At 67.8% G+C, this 19273-nt stretch carries 18 protein-coding genes; 9 read left to right on the top strand and 9 right to left on the bottom strand.

Annotation, left to right across the window (positions count from 1 at the left end; all coding sequences use genetic code 11):
- The first annotated feature begins 24 nt into the window (after window positions 1–24).
- A complete protein-coding gene (locus tag IPG61_09055) occupies window positions 25–1836 on the top strand; it encodes a thiol-activated cytolysin family protein (GenBank protein MBK6734225.1) in 1812 nt (603 codons plus the stop codon).
- A gap of 69 nt (window positions 1837–1905) precedes the next feature.
- Here the strand turns inward: IPG61_09055 and IPG61_09050 are convergent, their stop codons facing one another.
- The 3 genes from IPG61_09050 to IPG61_09040 all read right to left on the bottom strand — a co-directional run bounded on the left by IPG61_09050 (window position 1906) and on the right by IPG61_09040 (window position 5637).
- Window positions 1906–4512, bottom strand: coding sequence for a tetratricopeptide repeat protein (locus IPG61_09050; protein MBK6734224.1), 2607 nt, complete (start codon window positions 4510–4512; stop codon window positions 1906–1908).
- A 2-nt stretch (window positions 4513–4514) separates the two neighbouring features.
- Window positions 4515–5075, bottom strand: a complete 561-nt coding sequence (locus IPG61_09045) for a sigma-70 family RNA polymerase sigma factor (GenBank protein ID MBK6734223.1) — start codon at window positions 5073–5075, stop codon at window positions 4515–4517.
- A gap of 124 nt (window positions 5076–5199) precedes the next feature.
- Complete coding sequence (locus IPG61_09040) at window positions 5200–5637, bottom strand: hypothetical protein (protein MBK6734222.1); 438 nt, start codon at window positions 5635–5637, stop codon at window positions 5200–5202.
- Window positions 5638–6034: 397 nt separating this feature from the next.
- Between IPG61_09040 and IPG61_09035 the strand changes: the two genes are divergently transcribed.
- Window positions 6035–6256 (top strand): hypothetical protein, encoded by a 222-nt coding sequence (locus IPG61_09035; protein MBK6734221.1) that lies wholly within the window; start codon window positions 6035–6037, stop codon window positions 6254–6256.
- Window positions 6257–6320: 64 nt separating this feature from the next.
- Window positions 6321–7706 (top strand): DEAD/DEAH box helicase, encoded by a 1386-nt coding sequence (locus IPG61_09030; GenBank protein ID MBK6734220.1) that lies wholly within the window; start codon window positions 6321–6323, stop codon window positions 7704–7706.
- A 146-nt stretch (window positions 7707–7852) separates the two neighbouring features.
- Here the strand turns inward: IPG61_09030 and IPG61_09025 are convergent, their stop codons facing one another.
- The 3 genes from IPG61_09025 to IPG61_09015 all read right to left on the bottom strand — a co-directional run bounded on the left by IPG61_09025 (window position 7853) and on the right by IPG61_09015 (window position 10064).
- Window positions 7853–8161, bottom strand: a complete 309-nt coding sequence (locus tag IPG61_09025; GenBank protein MBK6734219.1) for a HigA family addiction module antidote protein — start codon at window positions 8159–8161, stop codon at window positions 7853–7855.
- A gap of 239 nt (window positions 8162–8400) precedes the next feature.
- Entirely contained in the window at window positions 8401–9132 is a 732-nt protein-coding gene (locus IPG61_09020) for an ABC transporter permease subunit (GenBank protein MBK6734218.1), read from the bottom strand.
- On the bottom strand, window positions 9129–10064 hold the full coding sequence (locus IPG61_09015; protein MBK6734217.1) for an ABC transporter ATP-binding protein: 936 nt from the start codon (window positions 10062–10064) through the stop codon (window positions 9129–9131). The genes IPG61_09020 and IPG61_09015 overlap by 4 nt, the downstream gene beginning before the upstream one ends.
- A 297-nt stretch (window positions 10065–10361) precedes the next feature.
- Here IPG61_09015 and IPG61_09010 point away from each other — a divergent pair, with 297 nt between their 5' ends.
- Complete coding sequence (locus tag IPG61_09010) at window positions 10362–10814, top strand: SRPBCC family protein (GenBank protein MBK6734216.1); 453 nt, start codon at window positions 10362–10364, stop codon at window positions 10812–10814.
- Window positions 10815–10828: 14 nt separating this feature from the next.
- Complete coding sequence (locus tag IPG61_09005; GenBank protein MBK6734215.1) at window positions 10829–11311, top strand: nuclear transport factor 2 family protein; 483 nt, start codon at window positions 10829–10831, stop codon at window positions 11309–11311.
- 72 nt (window positions 11312–11383) lie between these two features.
- Here IPG61_09005 and IPG61_09000 read toward each other — a convergent pair whose 3' ends face one another.
- Window positions 11384–12586 (bottom strand): serpin family protein, encoded by a 1203-nt coding sequence (locus IPG61_09000; protein ID MBK6734214.1) that lies wholly within the window; start codon window positions 12584–12586, stop codon window positions 11384–11386.
- Window positions 12587–12926: 340 nt separating this feature from the next.
- On the opposite strand from IPG61_09000, the gene IPG61_08995 reads away from it, so the two are divergent.
- The 4 genes from IPG61_08995 to IPG61_08980 are packed head-to-tail and all read left to right on the top strand — an operon-like array spanning window position 12927 to window position 17107.
- Window positions 12927–14141, top strand: a complete 1215-nt coding sequence (locus tag IPG61_08995; protein MBK6734213.1) for an ATP-binding protein — start codon at window positions 12927–12929, stop codon at window positions 14139–14141.
- Between the two features lie 36 nt (window positions 14142–14177).
- Entirely contained in the window at window positions 14178–14906 is a 729-nt protein-coding gene (locus tag IPG61_08990) for an ABC transporter ATP-binding protein (GenBank protein ID MBK6734212.1), read from the top strand.
- Window positions 14903–16528, top strand: a complete 1626-nt coding sequence (locus IPG61_08985; GenBank protein ID MBK6734211.1) for a hypothetical protein — start codon at window positions 14903–14905, stop codon at window positions 16526–16528. The genes IPG61_08990 and IPG61_08985 overlap by 4 nt, the downstream gene beginning before the upstream one ends.
- 15 nt (window positions 16529–16543) lie before the next feature.
- Window positions 16544–17107, top strand: coding sequence for a hypothetical protein (locus IPG61_08980; protein ID MBK6734210.1), 564 nt, complete (start codon window positions 16544–16546; stop codon window positions 17105–17107).
- Window positions 17108–17170: 63 nt separating this feature from the next.
- Here the strand turns inward: IPG61_08980 and IPG61_08975 are convergent, their stop codons facing one another.
- Together IPG61_08975 and IPG61_08970 are read right to left on the bottom strand one after the other, a co-directional pair.
- The gene (locus tag IPG61_08975; GenBank protein ID MBK6734209.1) at window positions 17171–18355 is read right to left on the bottom strand and encodes a hypothetical protein; all 1185 of its coding nucleotides are present in this window, start codon (window positions 18353–18355) and stop codon (window positions 17171–17173) included.
- An 8-nt stretch (window positions 18356–18363) separates the two neighbouring features.
- Window positions 18364–19269 (bottom strand): T9SS type A sorting domain-containing protein, encoded by a 906-nt coding sequence (locus IPG61_08970; GenBank protein ID MBK6734208.1) that lies wholly within the window; start codon window positions 19267–19269, stop codon window positions 18364–18366.
- Window positions 19270–19273: the final 4 nt, after the last annotated feature.

Raw genomic sequence — 19273 nt, 5'->3', positions numbered from 1 at the left:
CCGTCACCTGAAGGAGGAAACGGCATGATCAAGCGCATCCTGACGATGGCGACGGTGCTGGCCCTGGTGGTCGGCTGCATCGCCTGCGGCGGCGACTCCGCCTCACCTGACGCCACGGGCTTCGACGCCGTCATCGCGACCGGCGGCGAGTTCGAGACCGTCGCACCACAGAACGAGATCGTTTCCGAGAACACTGTTCTCCAGACGGTCGGCAACGAGGACTTCTTCTGCACGACCACGCGCTACAACGTGGTCGAGGCGCCGGGCTCGTTCCCGCAGTTCGACCCCAACGCCGACATCATCTTCCCGGGCAACCTGCTTCAGGGCAGCACGCTCGGGCGGGCCACACCGGACCCGATTCCCGTACGCCGCGGCGGCGGCCGCGTGGTGATGACCATCCTCAACGGATCGCCGGCGGTGGCGCGCGACATCCCCGTAGTCGCCCTCGGCAGCATCCTGCAGGCGCAGAACGACATCATCGCCACGGCCTCGAACACCATCCCGGCGCGGTTCACCTTCACGATGGAGGAGGTGCGCACCGACGAGGAGTTCTCGCTGGCCCTTGATGTCAGCGCCGGCAACCTGTTCGGCGACGTGGCTGCCTCGCTGGCCTTCCATCGCGACCGGCAGTACAACCGCTTCCTGGTCAAGCTGGTGCAGAGCTATTTCACGATGGCCTTCGAGATCCCCACGGCCGTGGAGCAGTTCTTCGCCGCCGACGTGACGCCGGCGGAACTGGACCCGTTCGTGGGCCCGGGCAACCCGCCGGCGTTCATCTCGTCGGTCACCTACGGACGCATCTTCTACCTGCTGGTCGAGTCGACGGCGACGCGTACCGAGATCGAGGCCTCGGTCGACGCCTCGTTCCGCACGGCGGCCGCCGGCGGCACCATCGGCGTGAACACCACCTACGTGAAGGACCTTGAGAACGTGAAGATCTCGGCCTACGCGCTGGGTGGCGAGGCCTCGGCCGCGCTCGGCGCCATCACGACCGACTTCACGACGCTCAAGAACTACCTGGCGCAGGGTGGGCAGATCGACACCGGCATGCCGCTGTCGTACGTGGTGCGCAGCGTGGCACATCGCGACCGCATCGTCAGCGTGGCGGTGGCCACCGAGTACGACGTGACCACCTGCGTGCCGGTGGGCGAGTCGTTCGCCAACCCGCTGTTCTGGTACCGCGGCGACCAGGGTGTCACGCGCGACGGCTCCAATCGCGTCACGAAGTGGGCCAACGCCTTCGCCGACGCCACGCGCGACGCCACGCCGCCCGGCGGCGGGATCACCAGCGCCGGCCTGTACCGGACGAACGCCATCAACGGCCTGCCGGTGGTGCGTTTCGGCGGCGCCACCGGTGCCTTCGGCAACGCGCTGTCGTTCCCCGGGCTCGACTTCACGCACAGCGACTACACCGTCATCGCCGTGGCCCGCACGGTCAGCGCGACCATGAGCTACCCGACGAACTTCGTGTTCGGCGGCGGCGTGAACGCGCGCACGAGCCTGGAAGTCGGCTTCCGCAACCCGTCGCAGGTTTCGATCGGTCATCTGGGGCCGCGTCTGGATGCACCGGTGGCGTTGCCGCTGACCGGATTCCAGGTCTACACGTTCCGGTTCAGCGCCACCGAGGGCATGAAGGTGTGGCTGGGCGGCGCCGCCAACCCGGTGGCGGAGGCTCCCGCATTCACGGACGACCTGCTGGAGTTCGTGGGGGCGCGCCTGGGCAGCAGCACGGGCTCGCTGGTCGAGATCGCGGAGATCAAGGCCTACGGCGAGGCAATCAACGACGCGCAGCGCGACTGGCTGGTGGAGCAGTTGCTGGCGAAGTACTCGCTGTAGGGGGACAACAGCGGGGAACGGCGCGGGCGGGTCGAAGGCGGCCCGCCCGCCGCTTGTCCGGGGGCTGTGCTACCCAGCCGCCGCCAGCAGCTCCCGCGCCCGCCGCGTGGCCGAGTGCTCCGGTCCCAGCGCCTGCTCCAGCCTCGGCAGCGCCGCCTGCAGCAGCGCACGCGCCTCATTGGCTCCGTCCAGGCGCAGTTCGGCTTCGGCCAGGCGCGTGCGCAGCTCGTTCAGGCCAGGGTGGTCGGCCGGCAGCCGCGCCTCCTCGGCCGACAGCAGGTCGCGCAGCAGCGCGCGCGCCTCGGCCCACCGGCGTTCGTGCAGCAGGAACTCGGCCAGGCTGCCGCGGGAATCGCGCGTGCGCCGGTGGTCGGGACCCAAGACGCGCTCGCGCGTCGCCACGACCTGGCGGAACAGCCTCTCGGCCTCGGCGGCGCGCCCCTGGTCGCGCCGCAGTCGCGCCAGCACCAGCTGTGCGGCCGTCGCGTGCGGATGGTCGGGCGCCAGCAGCTCCAGGGCCAGGGCCACACCCGGCTCGATCAACTTCGCGCCGCGTTCAACATCGCCCTGCCGCAGCGCCACGCCACCCAGGCTGATCATCCCCCGCGCGACGGCAGGGTGCCGCCCGTCGTAGATGCGCCGGTACATGTCCAGGGCTTCGGTCAGCAGCCTCTCTGCCTGGTCGAACCGCTCCAGCTCGACGTACATCCCGCCCAGGTTGTTCAGCGAGCCGGCCAGCTCGATGTTGTCGTCCGGGATCAGGCGGCGCTGCGCGTCCAGCGCCAGGTTCAACACTTCGACCGCCTCGGCCCAGGCACCCTTCTGGTAGAGCAGGTAGCCCAGGTTGTTGCGCGACCAGGCCACATCCTGCGCGGCCGGCTCGCCCAGCAGCAGGCCGATGCGTATGGACTCGCGCAACACGTCCACCGCCTCGTCCACGCGCGACTGCGCCTGCATCGCCATCGCCAGGTCGGCCATGACGACGACCTGCTCGCGGCTGCCCTCGCCGTGCAGGCGCCGATACAGGTCGAGCGCCACATAGTCGGCCGCCTCCGACTCCGCATACCGGCCCATGTCGTAGAGCACGGTCGAGCGCAGTTCGTGCAGTTCGGCCTGCTCGGCCATGGCGGCCGCGGTGTCCGGCTCCTGCGCCGCCGCGACCAGCGCACGGTCGACCAGCGCCAGCGACGGTTCGTGCTCGGCCAGACTGTGTCGCGACTGGCCGATGATGCGCAGCAGCCGCGCTCGCAGCAGCGGCTGGTCGGACAATTCCTTCTCCAGCTTTTCGGCGCCGCGCTCCAGCAGTGCGCGGGCAGTGACCTCGGCGCCTGCGCCCTGCTCGGGGTCAATGTCCGTCAGCAGGTTCTCCAGGAACTCGGCCGTGCCGCGCGCGGTGCGCTCCTGCCGCAGCGCCTGTTCCTCGGCCGCCAGCGCGCGCGCGCGCTCGTGCTCCAGGCGGTCGCTGTGCCAGACGAGGAAGCCCGCGCCGCTCAGCGCAAACACGGTGACCGCCACCGCCGCCGCGGTCGCCACCGGGTGCCGGCGCGCCGCCTTGCGCAGGCGATAGCTCCACGCATCGCCGCTGGCCTGCACGGGGCGGCCCTGGCGATACCGTTCGAGGTCGTCGGCCAGCGCGCCGGCCGAGGCGTAGCGCCGCTCCGGTTCGTGCCGGATGGCCATCAGGCAGATATGGTCGAGGTCGCCGCGCAGGGCGCGTATCGCGCGCGCTCCGGTCGTATCGGAACGGAGGCGGCGGCTCGGTGGCGGCGGTACATCGCCGGTCGCTGCAGCGTCGGCGAACGGTCGCGCGCCGGCGAGCAGTTCGTAGAGGATCACGCCCAGCGCATAGACATCGCTGCGCACATCGATGCGCGCGGTATCGCCCGCCCGCTGTTCGGGGCTCATGTACGCCGGCGTGCCGATCGGCAGGCCGGTCATGGTCAGCATGCCGTCGGTCGGGTCCAGGGCCTTCGCGATGCCGAAGTCGATCACGCACGGCACCGGGCGCCCGTCGATCTCGCGCACCATCACGTTGCCCGGCTTCAGGTCGCGATGGAGCACGCCGCGATCGTGCGCGTGCTGCACGGCGCGGCAAACCGCGACCATCAGGTCGATGCGCGCCGGTGTGGGCAGCGCATGCGACTCGCACCAACGCGTGACGGGCTCGCCGACAATCAGCTCGAGCACCACGTACGGCCTGCCGTCGGCGGCCGTGCCGGCATCGAGAATGCGCGCGATGTGCGGATGATCCATGCGCTCGAGCGTGCGTCGCTCCCAGGCGAAGCGCTCGAGGATGCGCCCGGTATCCAGCCCGCGACGCAGCACCTTGACCGCGACCTCGCGCCTGATCGGCACGTCCTGCTCGCCGCGATAGACGGTGCCCATGCCGCCTTCGCCCAGCACGCCGGTGATGCGGTAGGGGCCGATGTTCGCGGGCGGCGGCGTCGGCGGCGCCGCTTCGGCCGCAAGCGCCTGCACGGCAGCGGCCGCATCAGGCAGGCCGCGATCGATGAGTCCGGGCGCCGAGCGGTCGCGCGTGAGCAGGTCCTCGACCTCGGCGCGCAGCGCCGCATCGCCACCGCACACTTCGTCCAGCCAGGCCGCGCGTTCGGCTCCGTGGCGCTCGAGCGCCCCGACCAGCGCCGCCTTCACCCGCTGGTAGCGCGCAGCATCCATGGTCAGGTGTTCTCCAGCTCGCGCGCCAGCCACAGCCGCGCCGTGGCCCAGTCGCCGTCGATGGTGCGCGGCGACACGCCCAGGTCGGCCGCGATCTCCTCGATCGTCATGCCGCCGAACACGCGACGCTCCACCACCTGCGCCGCGCGCGGGTCCAGTTCGGCCAGCCGGCTGAGCGCCTCGTCGAGACCGAGCAGCTCGAGTTCGCGACGTTCCCCCGCCAGCAAGCCTTCGTCGAGCGTGACCTGCGCCCAGCCGCCGCCCCTCTTGTCCGCAGCGCGGGCCCGCGCATGGTCGACCAGCACCTGCCGCATGCAGCGCGCGGCGATGCCGTAGAAGTGGGCGCGGTCGGTCCAGGCGATGCGATCCTGGTCCACCAGGCGCAGCCACGCCTCGTGCACCAGGGCGGTGGGTTGCAGGGTGTGGGCGTCGCGTTCGCGCGCCATGAGCCGACCGGCGGCGCCGCGCAACTCGGCGTAGAGCAGCTCCAGGAGCTGCTCGTGTTCCAGGGCGCCGCGGCCCAGGAGCAGGCGGGTGACCTCGGCTTTGGTGGGCAGGGACATGCTGAAAGCGTACAGCAATTGTCATCTATTGTCACGTTTTGAGAACGCGCGCGATTATCGTATTCGCAGATTTGTTAATCTTTTATTCTACAGCATGTTATCAACTTGCGCCGGCGCAACTGGCCTACCGGTACCGCACCTTCACCCCCGGATTCACGCCCAGGTCGAGGATCACGTCCGTCGGCTTCAGGTCGCCCGCCGACAGCCGCTTCTGCAGGTCGGCCACCTGAAAGAGCGCGCGGATGGCGCTGGCCGCCAGCCGCCGACCCTCAAGCGAGTCGAGCAGCGCCTGCCGCTCGGTCTCGGCCACCTCGGCCTGGAGCTGGCAATGCACCGCAATGTGCGGGGGGATGGCCACGTCGATATCGATACCGGTCACGCTGTAGCCGGCGCGCCGGATGGCGGGCAAAAGCTCATTCAAGTCATCGGCCAGCGTCTTGGCGGCCTCCGAACTGAGCGTGCCGATTTCCGCCAGCCGCCCCACCGCGTCCCGCACCGCGCCGGCGCCGCCGCCAACGCCGTCCTTGGCCGATTGGGCCAGTGATTCGAGCTTGTCCTTCATGTCACATGCTCCCTGCACAAGGTGGGTCCGTTCGCCGCCCGCGAGGCGACAAATTGCGACAACATCCGCGGTGTCGCAAACCGCCCCTGTCCGGCGCCCCAAACCGCCTGCGGAGATACAAGTTGCGGATTCGGTGTTGAACGACGATCATGGATGCACATGGCAGGCGCGCCGAAAGTGCCCGCCGCCATGCCGCTTGGGCGATTCCTCTGCCATCTGGCCTGGACCCGCGCTGGGCGGGGCCGCTGCTCCGCGGCGATATCACAGGGCTTCTGACGCCTGTGGACCGGGTCACCTCGTACCCTTGTGAGCGACAAGCGCGATGCCGCGTGCTGCACACCCGTGTGCCGCCGTGCGCGTACGCGTTCGCCTTCGCACAAACCTGAGGCTGTTGCCGATGACCGATACAGGACGCGGGGGCCTTGACGATGCCCCGTTCGCCTGGCGCGAAGGCGCGGGCGGCAAGGTGTTCATCACCTGGCGTGGTCGGCAGGTCACGATCCTGAAGGACGAAGCCGCACAGTCCTTCCTCCGGCGCGTGCCGGACCTGGATGCGGTCGGTCAGCAGTTGGCCATGGCCAAGGTGACCGGAAATTTCAAGCGCGGCAATGAGCGCTGAACCAAACCCATCCGGGCCCTGTGTGGGCCCAGAACGGCCCTGACCGGGCCGAGGAGACTTGAACTTGAATACGAAGCCTTCCGAATTCGCCGCTTTCGCCCTTGAGCCCCGCCTGCTGGCGGCGGTCACCAAGGCCGGCTACACCAAGCCCACGCCCATCCAGCAGAAGGCCATCCCGGTCGTCATGGAAGGGTACGATGTGCTGGGTATCGCCCAGACCGGCACCGGCAAGACGGCGGCGTTCATGCTGCCCATCGCCCATCGCCTGGCCAACGGCCCGCGCCTGATGGGCCCCCGCGGCCCGCGCTGCCTCATCCTGGCGCCGACGCGCGAACTGGCCGACCAGATCGGGCAGGCCGGCGCGCAGTTCGGCGGTGTCGTGGGCCTGAGCGGCGCGGCGCTGTACGGCGGTATGAGCAAGCGTCCGCAGGACGAGAAGCTGCGGCGCGGCGTCGACGTGGTGGTAGCCTGCCCCGGCCGGCTGCTCGACCACGTGGATAGCGGCACCATCGACCTGCGCGGCATCGAGGTGCTGGTGCTTGATGAGGCCGACCAGATGTGCGACATGGGATTTTTGCCCGACGTGCGGCGCATCATCGCGCAGCTGCCGACGCAGCGGCAGACGCTGTTCTTCTCGGCCACCATGCCGAAGGACATCCGCCAGCTGGCCGACCAGATCCTGCGCGATCCCGTGGTCGTGGAAATCGGCCATTCGCGGCCGGCAGCCACCGTCTCGCACGCGCTGTACCCCATGCGCGAGAACATCAAGGGTCCGCTGCTGCTCGAGATGCTCGAGCGCGAGGCCACCGGCAAGGTGCTCATCTTCACGCGCACCAAGCGTCGTGCCCGCCACCTGGCCGAGATCCTGGAGCAGAAGGGCCACCGCGTGTCCGCACTGCAGGGCAACATGACGCAGAACCGCCGCCAGGCCGCACTCGACGGCTTCCGCAAGGAACGCTTCGACATCCTGGTAGCGACCGACCTGGCCGCGCGCGGCATCGACATCAGCGCCATCTCGCACGTGATCAACTACGACATGCCGTCGACGGTCGAAGCTTACACCCACCGCATCGGCCGCACCGGCCGCGCGGAACTGACGGGCGAGGCCTTCACCTTCACGACTCCGGAAGACGAGCCGCTCGTGCGCGGCATCGAGCGCGTGCTGGGCACGCGCATCGAGCGCCGGCTCCTGGATGGCTTCGATTACGGCTCCACGCCGCCGCGTCAGGGCCGCCCGCGCATGGAGCGCGACGGCAACTGGACGCCGCGCGGCGAGAGCGGGCCGGTGGCGGCTGCGAAGCCGGCGGCGCGCCGGAGCGGTGGACGCGGGGCTGGTACGGGTGGTTCGTCGGGCGCGGGGGCGCGCTCGGGCGGTAACGGCGGCACGGGCGGCAGGCCGGCGGCGCAGGGACAGAGCGGGCCGCGGCGGACGTTTGGGCGGCCGCGGTAGTCCGGGGCTGAGGACTTGCGCCGGCGCAAGTGGGTCGGTGGCGCAAGTCGTGACCCATGCTGTTCGAAAAGAGGCGGGCGCTCCCCAGGGAGCGCCCGTCTTCAGTTTTCAATGCAGTTGCTCGACCGCCTCGACAACGCCGCCGCCTAGCCGCCCACCCGCACCGGACGGATCTTCTTCAGCTCGGACTCCTCGCTCTGCATGGCCCAGTACAGGTCCCAGCGGTACTGCAGCGACATCCAGAAGTCGGCACTATTGCCGAAATAGCGCGACAAGCGGAGCGCCGTACTCGGCGTCATCCCGCGACGCTGGTTGACCAGCTCGTTGACCCGCTGGTACGGGACATGGATGCCATCGGCCAGATCCCGCTGCGAGATGCCCAGCGGCTTGAGGAACTCCTCAAGAAGCATCTCGCCCGGATGGGTCGGCTCTCGATGTGTCGGGACGCGCACCATGACGAAACCCCTCGTACCGGCAAATATCCTCAGTTGTCGGATCCCTGAACGACCGGACCATGATAGCATGACTCTCATGCTATTTCAACCGCCGCCATGGAGACGAGTCCATGCGCCTGACACAATTGAGCGGGCGCACGCCGTGGGCTTGGAAGATTCCGGGAGCAGACTTGCGCCGGCGCAAGTCGAGCGCGGCGGTGCGTGGCGACACGCGGACACCCCGGTGCCGCAACGGCAGCCTAGTCCAGAATCGCCCCCGCACGCCTGAACTTCAGGACGGCAAGCCGAACCACGATCGCCGCCAGGGCGCCGATCACGCAGAGACCGGTTGCGATCAACGGGGCCACTCCGGCCGCCGCGATGTCCGCCGAAACGCGGGTCTGCCAGGCGTGGGGAATCACCTTGGCGCCGATCGCGGCCAGAAGAACCAGCACGATCGGCAACCGACCGAGCAACTGCTGGGCCTGGCGAGCCGTGGCCGACCTCAGCGAGACCAGTGTTCCGAATCCGGACGCCATCACCGCGCCCAGGATGCTGACTCCGATGCTGCCGGCGAAGTTCAACGGCGCATAGAGAATCAGCGCCCCGTGCCCATGCGCCACGTTGACCGTCACGATCCCGACGAGCATGACGATCCAGGTGATCGCCAGCGCATAGGTGGCCAGCGCCGCGAGCTTCCCGAAAAGGATGGCGTGATCCGGTAGCCGACTGGAGAGCAACGTCTCCAGGGTGTGCCTCTCGCGCTCGCCGGCAAACGAATCCGCCGCAAGCGGACCGGCCAGAAGCGTGGGAAGCCATGCCCAGATCATCAGCAACAGCGGGGACTCCACCCATTGGATACCCATTTCGAACGGCACATAGATACCGATGACGGCAATGAACAGGATCAGGCCCAACTCGCGCCGGCCTCCGGAGAACACGCCGAATTCCCGCCATTCCTTCCAGAAGACGGCCCGGATATCGTCCATCATTGATTCTCCTCCATGACCGCCAGATAGGCATCCTCCAGGCTGCGGTCCGGCTTCCTGACTTCCTCGATCTCCGCGCCCATCCCCACGGCCAGGCTGACCAGGGACGGCACGGCGGCCGCATCGCCGAGTTCGATGAAGAGCGCGTTGCCCTCGCAGACCGCGGAGATGACCGCGCTGTTTGTTCGCATCTCCTGCAGCAACCGCCCGGAATCCAGGCCTCGTCCGCGGATCTCGAGGCAGGGAATTGTGCGACGCCGACGCAGTTCATCCGGGCTGCCGACGGCAAGCAGCTTCCCTTGCCGGATGACGCCTACCAAGGTGCACAGCTTCTCCGCCTCGGCGAGATTGTGCGTATTGATGAACACCGTGGTGCCTTCGCTGGCAACCATGGCCAGCAGCGCCGCCCTGAGTTCCGTCGAAGCCTGTGGATCCAGTCCCGCCGTCGGCTCGTCGAGGATCACTACCCGCGGCCGATGGAGGACCGCCCGGGCGATCGCCAACTTCTGTCGCATCCCGCGGCTCCAGGTTCCCACGCGCTCATGGCGTCGTTCCCATAGCCCGGCTGCGGTTAGCAATTCGCAGATGCGTGCGGCGCGGCCAGCAGCGTTCAAGTGCCAGACGCGCCCATAGAACTGCAGATTGTCCTCGGCGCTCAGCCGCTCATAGAGTCCCGAGTGCTCGCACAGCACGCCGCAGTGCTGCCGGATGAGGTGCGCTTCGTTTCGGATGTCATGACCGAGGACGATTGCCGTCCCCGTGGTCGGCACCACCAGGCCCAGCAGCATCCTGATCGTTGTCGTCTTGCCGGATCCGTTCGGGCCGAGAAAGCCGAACACGGAGCCAGGACCGATGTCCAGGCTGAGGTCGTCCACAGCCTTGACGGATCCGAATTCGCGAACCAGATGCTCTATCCGGATGGCGCTATGCGGCACGATTCATTCCTCATCCCTGCATGTGCATTCGGGGCTGCTTGGCCGGCATCATGTCAAAAGACGCATCCCGCGATGTCGTCGGCCCGGAGAGTGTCCCACTTCGGCAGTCATCCCGTCAATCTTCACGCCAACAGGGGGTTGCGCCGAGGTCCGCCCGGGACTTGCGCCGGCGCAAGTCCGCACACTGGCGCCCCACCCCACTCGCAGTATCATGACCGCTCCACGCCCCGACCAGCGCACTAGGTGCGTTGATCAGGCGAATCCGCTACGCCCCGCCTTCCGCGAAAGGCGCCCAATATGCCCGGCAACACCATCCGACTGCACCGCGTGCTGCGCGCCCCGGCCGAGCGCGTGTACCGCGCGTTCCTCGATCCCGACGCGATGGTCAAGTGGCTGCCCCCGCACGGATTCACCGGCAAGGTGCACCACCTCGACGCCACCGTCGGCGGCACCTACAAGATGTCGTTCACGAACTTCAGCACCGGCAGCTCGCATTCGTTCGGGGGCAAGTACCTGGAACTGGAGCCGGGCCGGCGCATCCGCCACACCGACGCCTTCGACGACCCGAACCTGCCCGGCGGCATGGTCGTGACCGTGGACCTCAAGCAGGTCTCGTGCGGCACCGAGGTGTCGATCGTGCAGGAAGGAATCCCCGAGATGATCCCCACCGAGGCGTGCTACCTTGGCTGGCATGAGTCGCTCACGCTGCTGACACAGCTGGTCGAGCCGGAGATTCCGGATCAGGGCTGAATGGAGGCTCATCGATGAAGACGTTCGTGATCCTGGCCACTGTCCTCGCGCTGGCAGGCGCGGCACCGTCGGCCCGCGCTGACGACGCCGCGCTGACCGCGCGCGTGAACGCCTTCGTCGACGAGTGGCATGCCGACGCCGCGCACGCGCGGCCCGCCTTCTTCGACAAGATCGCCGCCGACGGCATCTACATCGGCACCGACCGCACCGAGCGCTGGACCCGCGACGCCTTCAAGGCCTGGGCGGCGCGCTTCTTCGAGCGCGAGAGCGCCTGGACGCTGGTGCCGCGCGAGCGCCACGTTCGCGGGTCGGCAGACGGCGCGATGATCTGGTTCGACGAGCAGCTCGATTCGTCGATGGGCGTGCTGCAGGCCACGGGCGTGATGCGTGTCGCGGGCGAGCGCCTCGAGATCGTGCACTACCAGCTGTCGATCGCGGTGCCGAACGGGGTGCAACCTCGGGTGACGGAGCTCATTGCGGGGGCGGCAGAGAAGTAGTTGCGCCGGCGCAAGTGGCGATCGCCCGACTTGCGCCGGCGCAAGTGATAGTGGCCGGAGCGGTCGGCCCACCTATGAAGGATCCGCCACCCGCCCCAGGAACAACACCGCCCCACTGGCCTGATGCCTGATCGCCAGGATGAACGGCCGGTCCGCCGTGAACACCTTCAGCTGCTCCACCGGGCGGGCCGAGGTGACCTCCATCGTCACCGCTGTCGCGGCCGCGGCTTCGGTGCCCTTCTCGTCGACATCCAGATAGGCCTTGTGCACCACCTTGTCGATGTTCAGGGGTGCGCCGGTCGTCGTCAGGCCGGAGAAATCGGCGGCGGCGGTGAAGGCCGTCGGCATCCCCAGCGCCGCCAGCGTCCCGGCCAGGTCGAACGCCGTCTCGAGATGCAGGCGTGGCAGACCGACGGCGACGCGCGCCGGCGCCGGCGCGGCCAGCCAGCCGGCGAACTTGTCGGCGTCGAGGCCGGCTTCGACCGAAGACAAAGAAGTACCTTCGGCCGGCAGGATCAGGACCATCTCCAGGGCGCCGCCCTTGTAGGGCAGGGCCAGGATCTGGACCTCGCCGTCCTCGGCATAGCCGAAGCGGCCGGTCACGTGCATGAACGGCAGCGTCACGTCGCCGCCGCGTTCGCGATGGAACGGACCGTCGGTGGTGGCATCGACGGCGAACGGCTGCTGCCAGGTGCCCAGGAAGTGGATGGCGTTGACCAACACCAGGCGGGTGCCGGCATGGAGCGCGCCAGGGGCCAGCAGGTTGCGGATCTTCTGTGCCGTCTGCTCTTCGACCCACGTGTTGATGTCGCGGCGGACGGCGTCGGGATTGGCGCGGAAGTCGACCTGTTCGAGCCCGGCCTTGTAGTGTTGATCGAGCAGGGCGAGGAACGCGGGCGAGAAGCCGAAGTCGTGCTGACCGTACAGGCGGTTGGCCACGTTCAGGGTCGCGTGGTCGTTCGCGGCGGTGAGCGTCGTCATGAGATCGCCAAAGGCGGCGGCCACTCCTGCATCATCGCCCGACAGGTGCAGCACGCGATCCATCTCGTCGGCGGTGACGCCGCGGGCGCCGATACTGGTCATCGACAGGGCGCCGGCGATGCTGGCCGGCGAGAAGAACAGGTTGCTGCCTTCGGCGCGCAGCTGCCGGTACAGGTCAACGCCGAAGGCGTTGGTCGCGGCGGCCGGGTCGAAGCTGCTTTCACCGGCGGCGCGGCTGCCGCCGGCAGCCAGGGGCGCGAGCAGCAGGAACATGGCCACGTGTCGCCGATTCATGGGCAGCCCTCCGGAGTCCTGGGGTGAAGCTGGCACATCAAGATAGGAACATGGCGGCGGGGCGCCGGTTCCGGGCTGGCTGATTGCGTCTTTTCAATGGCGCCGCCATGTTCCGGCACTTGCGCCGGCGCAAGTGGTCTGCTGGCACGAATCGAACCCACCACCAAAGAAACGCCGTCCATCTAAGTATATATTTAGCAACAAGATAGATAATTTTTCGGCGTGCTCGTGTAAATTGTAAATCGGATTTTCCATTTACATGGCCCACTTGGAGACGATAGGATAGCGCCCGCTCCACTGAAGCCTCTACCCCTAAGGAGCCGCCGTGTTTGCGCGCACGATGGCCGCCACGCTGAGGCGGCAGGCCCTCCATTACCCGGTGGTCACCCTTACCGGCCCCCGCCAGTCCGGCAAGACGACGCTCGCCCGCCAGGCCTTTCCCGGCCTGGCGTACGCCAACCTGGAGGATCCCGGTCAACGCGAATACGCGCTCCACGACCCGCGCGAGTTCCTGGGCAGTCAAGCCGGCGGACTGATCATCGACGAGGCACAACGCGCGCCCGACCTGTTCTCTTATATCCAGGCGCTTGTCGACCAGGACGACTCACCGGGGCGCTTCATCCTGACGGGCTCCCACGACTTCCTGCTCATGCGGTCGATCCGGCAGTCACTGGCCGGGCGCGCAGCCGTGCTTCGCCTGCTGCCGCTGTCGCTGGCCGAGTTGCGTGGCCGAGCCCCCATCGATCTGGAGCAGTTGGGCCGCCCCCTGCCGCCTGCGTCAGCTATCCCGAACGTGCGGGACAACACTCGCGACACTCCTGCAACACCGGGTTTGCTGGACACGCTCTTCGCCGGCGGCTACCCGCGGTTGCACGACAAAGGGATCGCACCCGGCGACTGGCTGGCCAACTATGTGCGGACCTATGTCGAGCGCGACGTCGCAGAAGTTCTGCAAGTGAGCGACCTCGAGGCCTTCGGGCGGTTCCTTGGCCTGTGCGCCGGGCGCAATGCGCAACTGCTGAACCTGACGTCGCTGGCCAACGACTGTGGCATCACTCATCCCACCGCCCGCAGCTGGTTGTCAGTGCTGGAAACGAGTTACATCGTCAAGCTGCTGCGCCCGCACCACCGCAACTTCAGCAAGCGCCTGGTCAAGAGTGCGAAACTCTATTTCCTGGACACCGGGCTGTTGTGTTACCTCCTGCGCATCCGCTCGCCCGAAGAACTTCGCACACACGCGTTGCGCGGCGCTGTCTTCGAGAGCTTCGTATTCTCGGAGTTGATGAAGAACCAGTTGAACCGCGGGCTTGAGGCGGACCTGTATTTCTGGCGCGATTCGTCCGGCAAGGAGATTGATTTCGTCATCGACCGCGGGCATGAACTGGTCCCCGTGGAGGCGAAGTCGGCGCTCACGATCTCCGAGGACGCGCTGGCCTGGCTCGGCCACTGGCAGGCCCTGGCCGGGCAGGACGGCGGGCCAGCCGCGCTGGTCTATGGCGGCGACACCTGCGTGAACAGATCGACAGCAGCCGTGTATTCATGGAATGTGCTGTAAGCAGCGGCAACCTGCCCTGAATCCGGGAGCCCGACCGTGATCACCCTCGACAACCTCACCCGCCGCTTCGGCGCCACCACCGCCGTCGATGCGCTCACCGCGACCATCCCCGCCGGCGCCATCACCGCGCTGCTGGGCCCCAACGGCGCGGGCAAGACCACCACGCTGAACCTGCTGACCACGCTGCTCGAGCCCAGCGACGGCACCGCGACCGTGGCCGGGTGCGACCTGCGTACCGATGGCGCCGGTGTGCGGCGCGCGATCGGCTATGTGCCCGAGCACGGGACCGTGTACGAGGGCCTGACGGCCGACGAGTATCTCGAACTGGCCGGGCGCATCCGCGGGCTCACGTCAGCAGAGATCACCGCGCGCGCGACACCGCTGCTCGAACGGTTCGAGGTGGCCGAGGCGCGCGGCAACCGCCTCGGCACCTTCAGCAAGGGGATGCGGCGCAAGGTGCTGGTGACCGCGGCGCTGCTGCACCGGCCACCGGTGCTGCTGCTCGACGAGCCGATGGACGGGCTCGACGTGCGCAGCCAGAAGACGCTGGCCGACCTGCTGCTCGAACTGGCGGCGGGCGGCGCCTGCATCGTCTATTCGAGTCACATCCTGCAGCAGGTCGAGGAAGTGGTGTCGCGCGTGCTGCTCGTGCACCAGGGGCGGCTGCGCTGGGACGGATCGCTGGGCGACCTGCGCGCCACGCACGAAGGCGCCGGGCTGCGCGACATCTTCCTGGAGTTGACCGGCGGCGGGGCGGAAGCGTGACGCGCCTTTCCAGCCTGCTGGTGCGCGCGGCCGGCGGCGATCCGGCGGTAGTGCTGCCGTTGCTGAAGGCGTTGCGGCAGGATGCGCGCGGCATCTACCTCAGCCTGCGATCGCGCGACCCGCGCGGCTTCCGCATCCCGCCCGAGTCGATGCACCTCATCATGCTGGTCATCGCGGCGCTGGGCTCGGTGGGGCTGGTCTTCGCCTTCATCGCGGGCGCCGAGAGCGGCCGGCCGCTGCTCGGGCCGGCGGTGCTGTGCGTGGCCCAGGTGCTGCTGCTGGCCACGAACCTGGTGGGGCAGGTGGTGCCGGCGCTGCTGCTGGCCGAGGACGAGCTCACCGTGGGCTGGTGGCCGCTGCGGCGGCGCGACCTGCTGCTGGCGCGGATCGGCACCGCGCTGGTGCCCGCGCTGCAGCTGAGCGCGGCGCTGTCGGTGGTGCCGCTGATGACGCTGGTGTTCACGGGGCGGCCCCTGGTGTTGGCGGCGGCGCTGCTCTTCATCGCCGTACTGGTGCAGACCGTGGTCCTGGCGATCGGCGCCGCCGCGCTGACCACCGCGCTGGTGCGCGCGGTCGGGCAGCGACAGGCGCGGCGATTGGCGGCGCCGCTGGTCGACGGCAACCTGGCGGCGCTGCCGCTGCTGCTGCTGCCGGCGATGGAGCCGCTGTCGCGGTACATCAAGTCCCATCCCGGCGTGGTGAACTGGCTGCCGCCGGTGTGGTTCGCGCGCTTCGGCGATCCGCTCGGCGGACCAGACGCCTGGCGCGGCATGGCGCTCGCCGCGGCATTGACGCTGCTGGTTCTGACGGTGGGCTGGCGGCTGGCCACGCCGCGCACCGGTTCACCCACGGTCGAAGCGCCCGAGCCTGCCGGGCGTCGCCGCGGACACTGGACCGACGTGTTGCCGCTGCTGCTGCGGCCGTGGCTGCGCGGGCGTGAAGGCTGGGTCACCGGACGGCTGCTCGCGGCTCACCTGCGCGACGACTGGCGCTTCGGCGCCAACACGCTGCTGAATGTGGCGGTGCTCGGCGCCATGCTCTGGTACTACACCCGCCCCGAGGCCGACAGCACCAACCCCGGGCTGGACCTGATGCTCGGCGGCAGCCAGACGTTGCTGATCATGTCGATGTCGATCCCGTTCCTGATCGCCTTCAGCAGCACGCCGAAGGCCTTGTGGGTGGTGGCCCTGGCCGACCTGGATGCCGGGCGCCTGCTCGCCGCGCAACGCGGGCTGGTGCGCGGGCTGGCGCTGGTGCCGCTGCTGGTTATCATGGCCGTCCGGGGTCATTTGCTGGGCGTGGGCTGGCTGGCGCTGGCCGTGACGCTGGGCCTCATGGCCTTCGAGTGCGAGTTGCTGCTGCTGCTCGCGCAGCGACTGCAGCCGCTGTTGCCGTTCTCGCGGGCCTACACGCGCGACCAGTCGTCGCAGACCATGCTGCGCGGCATGGCCCTGTTCGGCATCCTGATCGGCGTGGCGCTGGTCAACCTGGCCGCCGCGTATGTGTCACCGGTGCGCTACGGGCTGCTCGCGGCGCTGCCGGTGGCCATCTGGCTGGTGCGGCGCAACGTGGCGCGGCGCGTGGCGGGAAGCCGTTTGAACGTGGCCGAGATCGTGGCCTGAACAGGACAGGACATCATGAAATCGAGATTCACCGTCGCAACGCTGCTCGTGACTGCACTGGCCACCGCAATCCAGGCCCACGCCACCGAAATCATCGACCGCCGCGCCGAGCAGCCCGGCACCTTCCCGGTCATCGCGGCCGAGACGCTGCGCGGCCGCAGCGTGCGGCTGCCCGAACAACTGAAGGGCGAGCGCAACCTGCTGATCGTCGCCTACGAGCGCGAGCAGCAGGCCGACATCGACACCTGGCTGGCCGTGCTCGACACCCTGGCGCCCCAGCTGCCCGACTTCGCCTACTACGAGCTGCCCACCATCGGCACCAACTACAAGTGGATGCGCGCCGTGATCGACGGCGGCATGAAGCAGGGCATTCCCGACCGCGCGCAGCGCGACCGCACCATCACCTTGTATCTGGATGTAGACTGGTTCCGCGGGCAGATCGGGACGGCGGACAACCCGGGCATCGCGGCGTTGCTGGTCGACAGGCAGGGGAACATCGCGGCGCGGTGGTATGGGCGGTATGCGGCTGACTATGGGGATGAACTGCGGGCGGCGGTCAGCCTGAACTCCGGACCCTGACCGTACGCGACTTGCGCCGGCGCAAGTCCGGCACAGCGGCGCCCCCGCGCACATCCGTTGCGCCTACCGGAACAACGCCTTCACGCCCCCCAGGCTTTTCTTCTGCGCCGGCAGCGGACCCGGAAGGAACGGGTCCCACTGGATGAAGTACGGGTCCTCGGGGCGGTCATTGCCGTCGTAGATCCACGCCTGGATGCTGTCGGGATCGGCAGTGCCCCACCAGTTGTTCGTCATGTCCAGTGTCGCCGGCGTCGCGTCGGCGCGCTTTTCCGGCGTGATGTCGCAAACCACATAGCGCTCGCCGCGGGCCAGCGTGGAGTTGCGGATGTAGCCGCCGAACAGGGCCACGTATTCCAGCGTGGCCAGGGTCACGTCGGAGACGTGGATGTTGTCTACAGCCCAGAGGGCCTGGGTGCCGTATTGACTCAGCGCGCTACGTTGGTTGCGGAATTCGCAGCGTTCAAGGGCGATCCTCTGGCCACCGTTGGCCACTCCGCCCTGCGATTGGCCATCGAACAGGCACTCATGGATGCGTGCATCCGAGCCGAGCGTCACGACCACTCCCGCAGTTCCTCGCAGGAACGTGCAATTGTCGACCTCTGCATCTGCCGTCGCCTGTATCAGCATATGCTGCTGCGGTGTGGCGGGCTGGAGGTCCAGAATGAACGTACATCCATCTACCCGCAGGACGTCAGGGCCGGAAGTTCCCAGATGGTAGTAGCTTGTATAGGCTACCGAATCAAACCGACAATCGCGCACCTCCGAATGCGTAGTTTCCGATCTGATGCCTATGCGGTGTCCGCCAAATGCGCTGCCGGTCACAATCAATGAATCGACCGAGCTCATGGACATGACCCCACAGTGCATATTCTCAAACCTGATGCCGGCAATACGAACCACTGCCGCTCCATAGTACCTGTCGAGGTACGCGCCGCAATCATTGCCTTGGATGATGGAGCAAGGCTGCGCCGGTCCAATGACGGTCAGATCCCGACCTGCGCCGATAATCGTGACCTCTTCGATTGTGACGTGAAATCGCACGTACTTCTGTGCTGGTGGATTTCCAATCTGATGCTTGTCGTCGAACCTCCCCGCGCCGACACGGATCGTGTCTCCGGATGCGGCCGCATTGACCGCGTCCTGGATCACGCTGAAGTCGCCCGAACCGTCCTTCGCAACATGCCAGGTGGTGCCGATTGCCGGAATGGCCAGGCACATACAGGCGGCCAAACATACCAACATTCGCATGGCCGCCCTCACTGGACCAGTGTGATTCGCGACGTCAGTGAACCGTTCGCGGTCGTCAGCTTCGCCAGATACACGCCGCTTGGTACGGGATTGCCGCGGTCGTCCCGTCCGTTCCATGTTGCGCCGTGCTGGCCTGGTCCAGCGATGCCATGGATCAGCGTCCGTATCTGGGCGCCGCGCAAATCATATAGCGACAGATCTACGATTCCGGGCCCCGGGAGCGTGAACACTATCTCGGTTCCGGGATTCGCCGGATTAGGATGCGCCGCCAGTGTGATTGCCGCGGCGCTTGTAGACGTCGTGGGCTCTGCGGGCGCCAGAATGGTCCCCGCCTTTCGCTCGCCTGCCGTCCCCGCTCGACTCTTGTCGGCGCTGATGTCCCCGACAATTGCCAGCTGGCAGCTGCCCGATAGTGCGTCCCAGGATTCTTCGCTTGTCACGATCCAAGCGCTTGGCCGACCTATACCCGCGCAGTATCCGATTCCGGCCCCTCCATTTCGCCCCAGGCTCACACATGAGCTGGAGGCCGGCAACTGTAGGAAGACATAAAGCCCGGAGGTTCCAGATGCAACGGGTTCGGAGAATTCGACATGGCTCCACGCGGAGTCGTTGCCGGCGACATCCGAGCTGACAACGACCGCATCCCGAATCGACGGACGAGACCCAGGATCCCCGCTGGTCGCGAGCACCTGCGGAAATGCCGCAGCGCTGTCGTTGTTGTACCAGCTGAATCCCGTCAGCGCTTCCCCTTCAGCCAAAGGCACCCAGAATGCCAGTGCCGTCGAATCTGCGACCGCACTCAGCCCGAGCACGCCATCGATCTCCGGCATGACGCTGTCGGCCGTTGCGGGCTCCGCGGAGCCGAGAGACAGGCCCTGGAGTACGATTATCGCCGAAAAGATGAATCTGATCATAACC

The sequence above is a fragment of the bacterium genome (assembly GCA_016703265.1).
GTDB lineage: Bacteria > Krumholzibacteriota > Krumholzibacteriia > LZORAL124-64-63 > LZORAL124-64-63 > CAINDZ01.
This window is presented reverse-complemented; position numbering and strand designations above follow the sequence as displayed.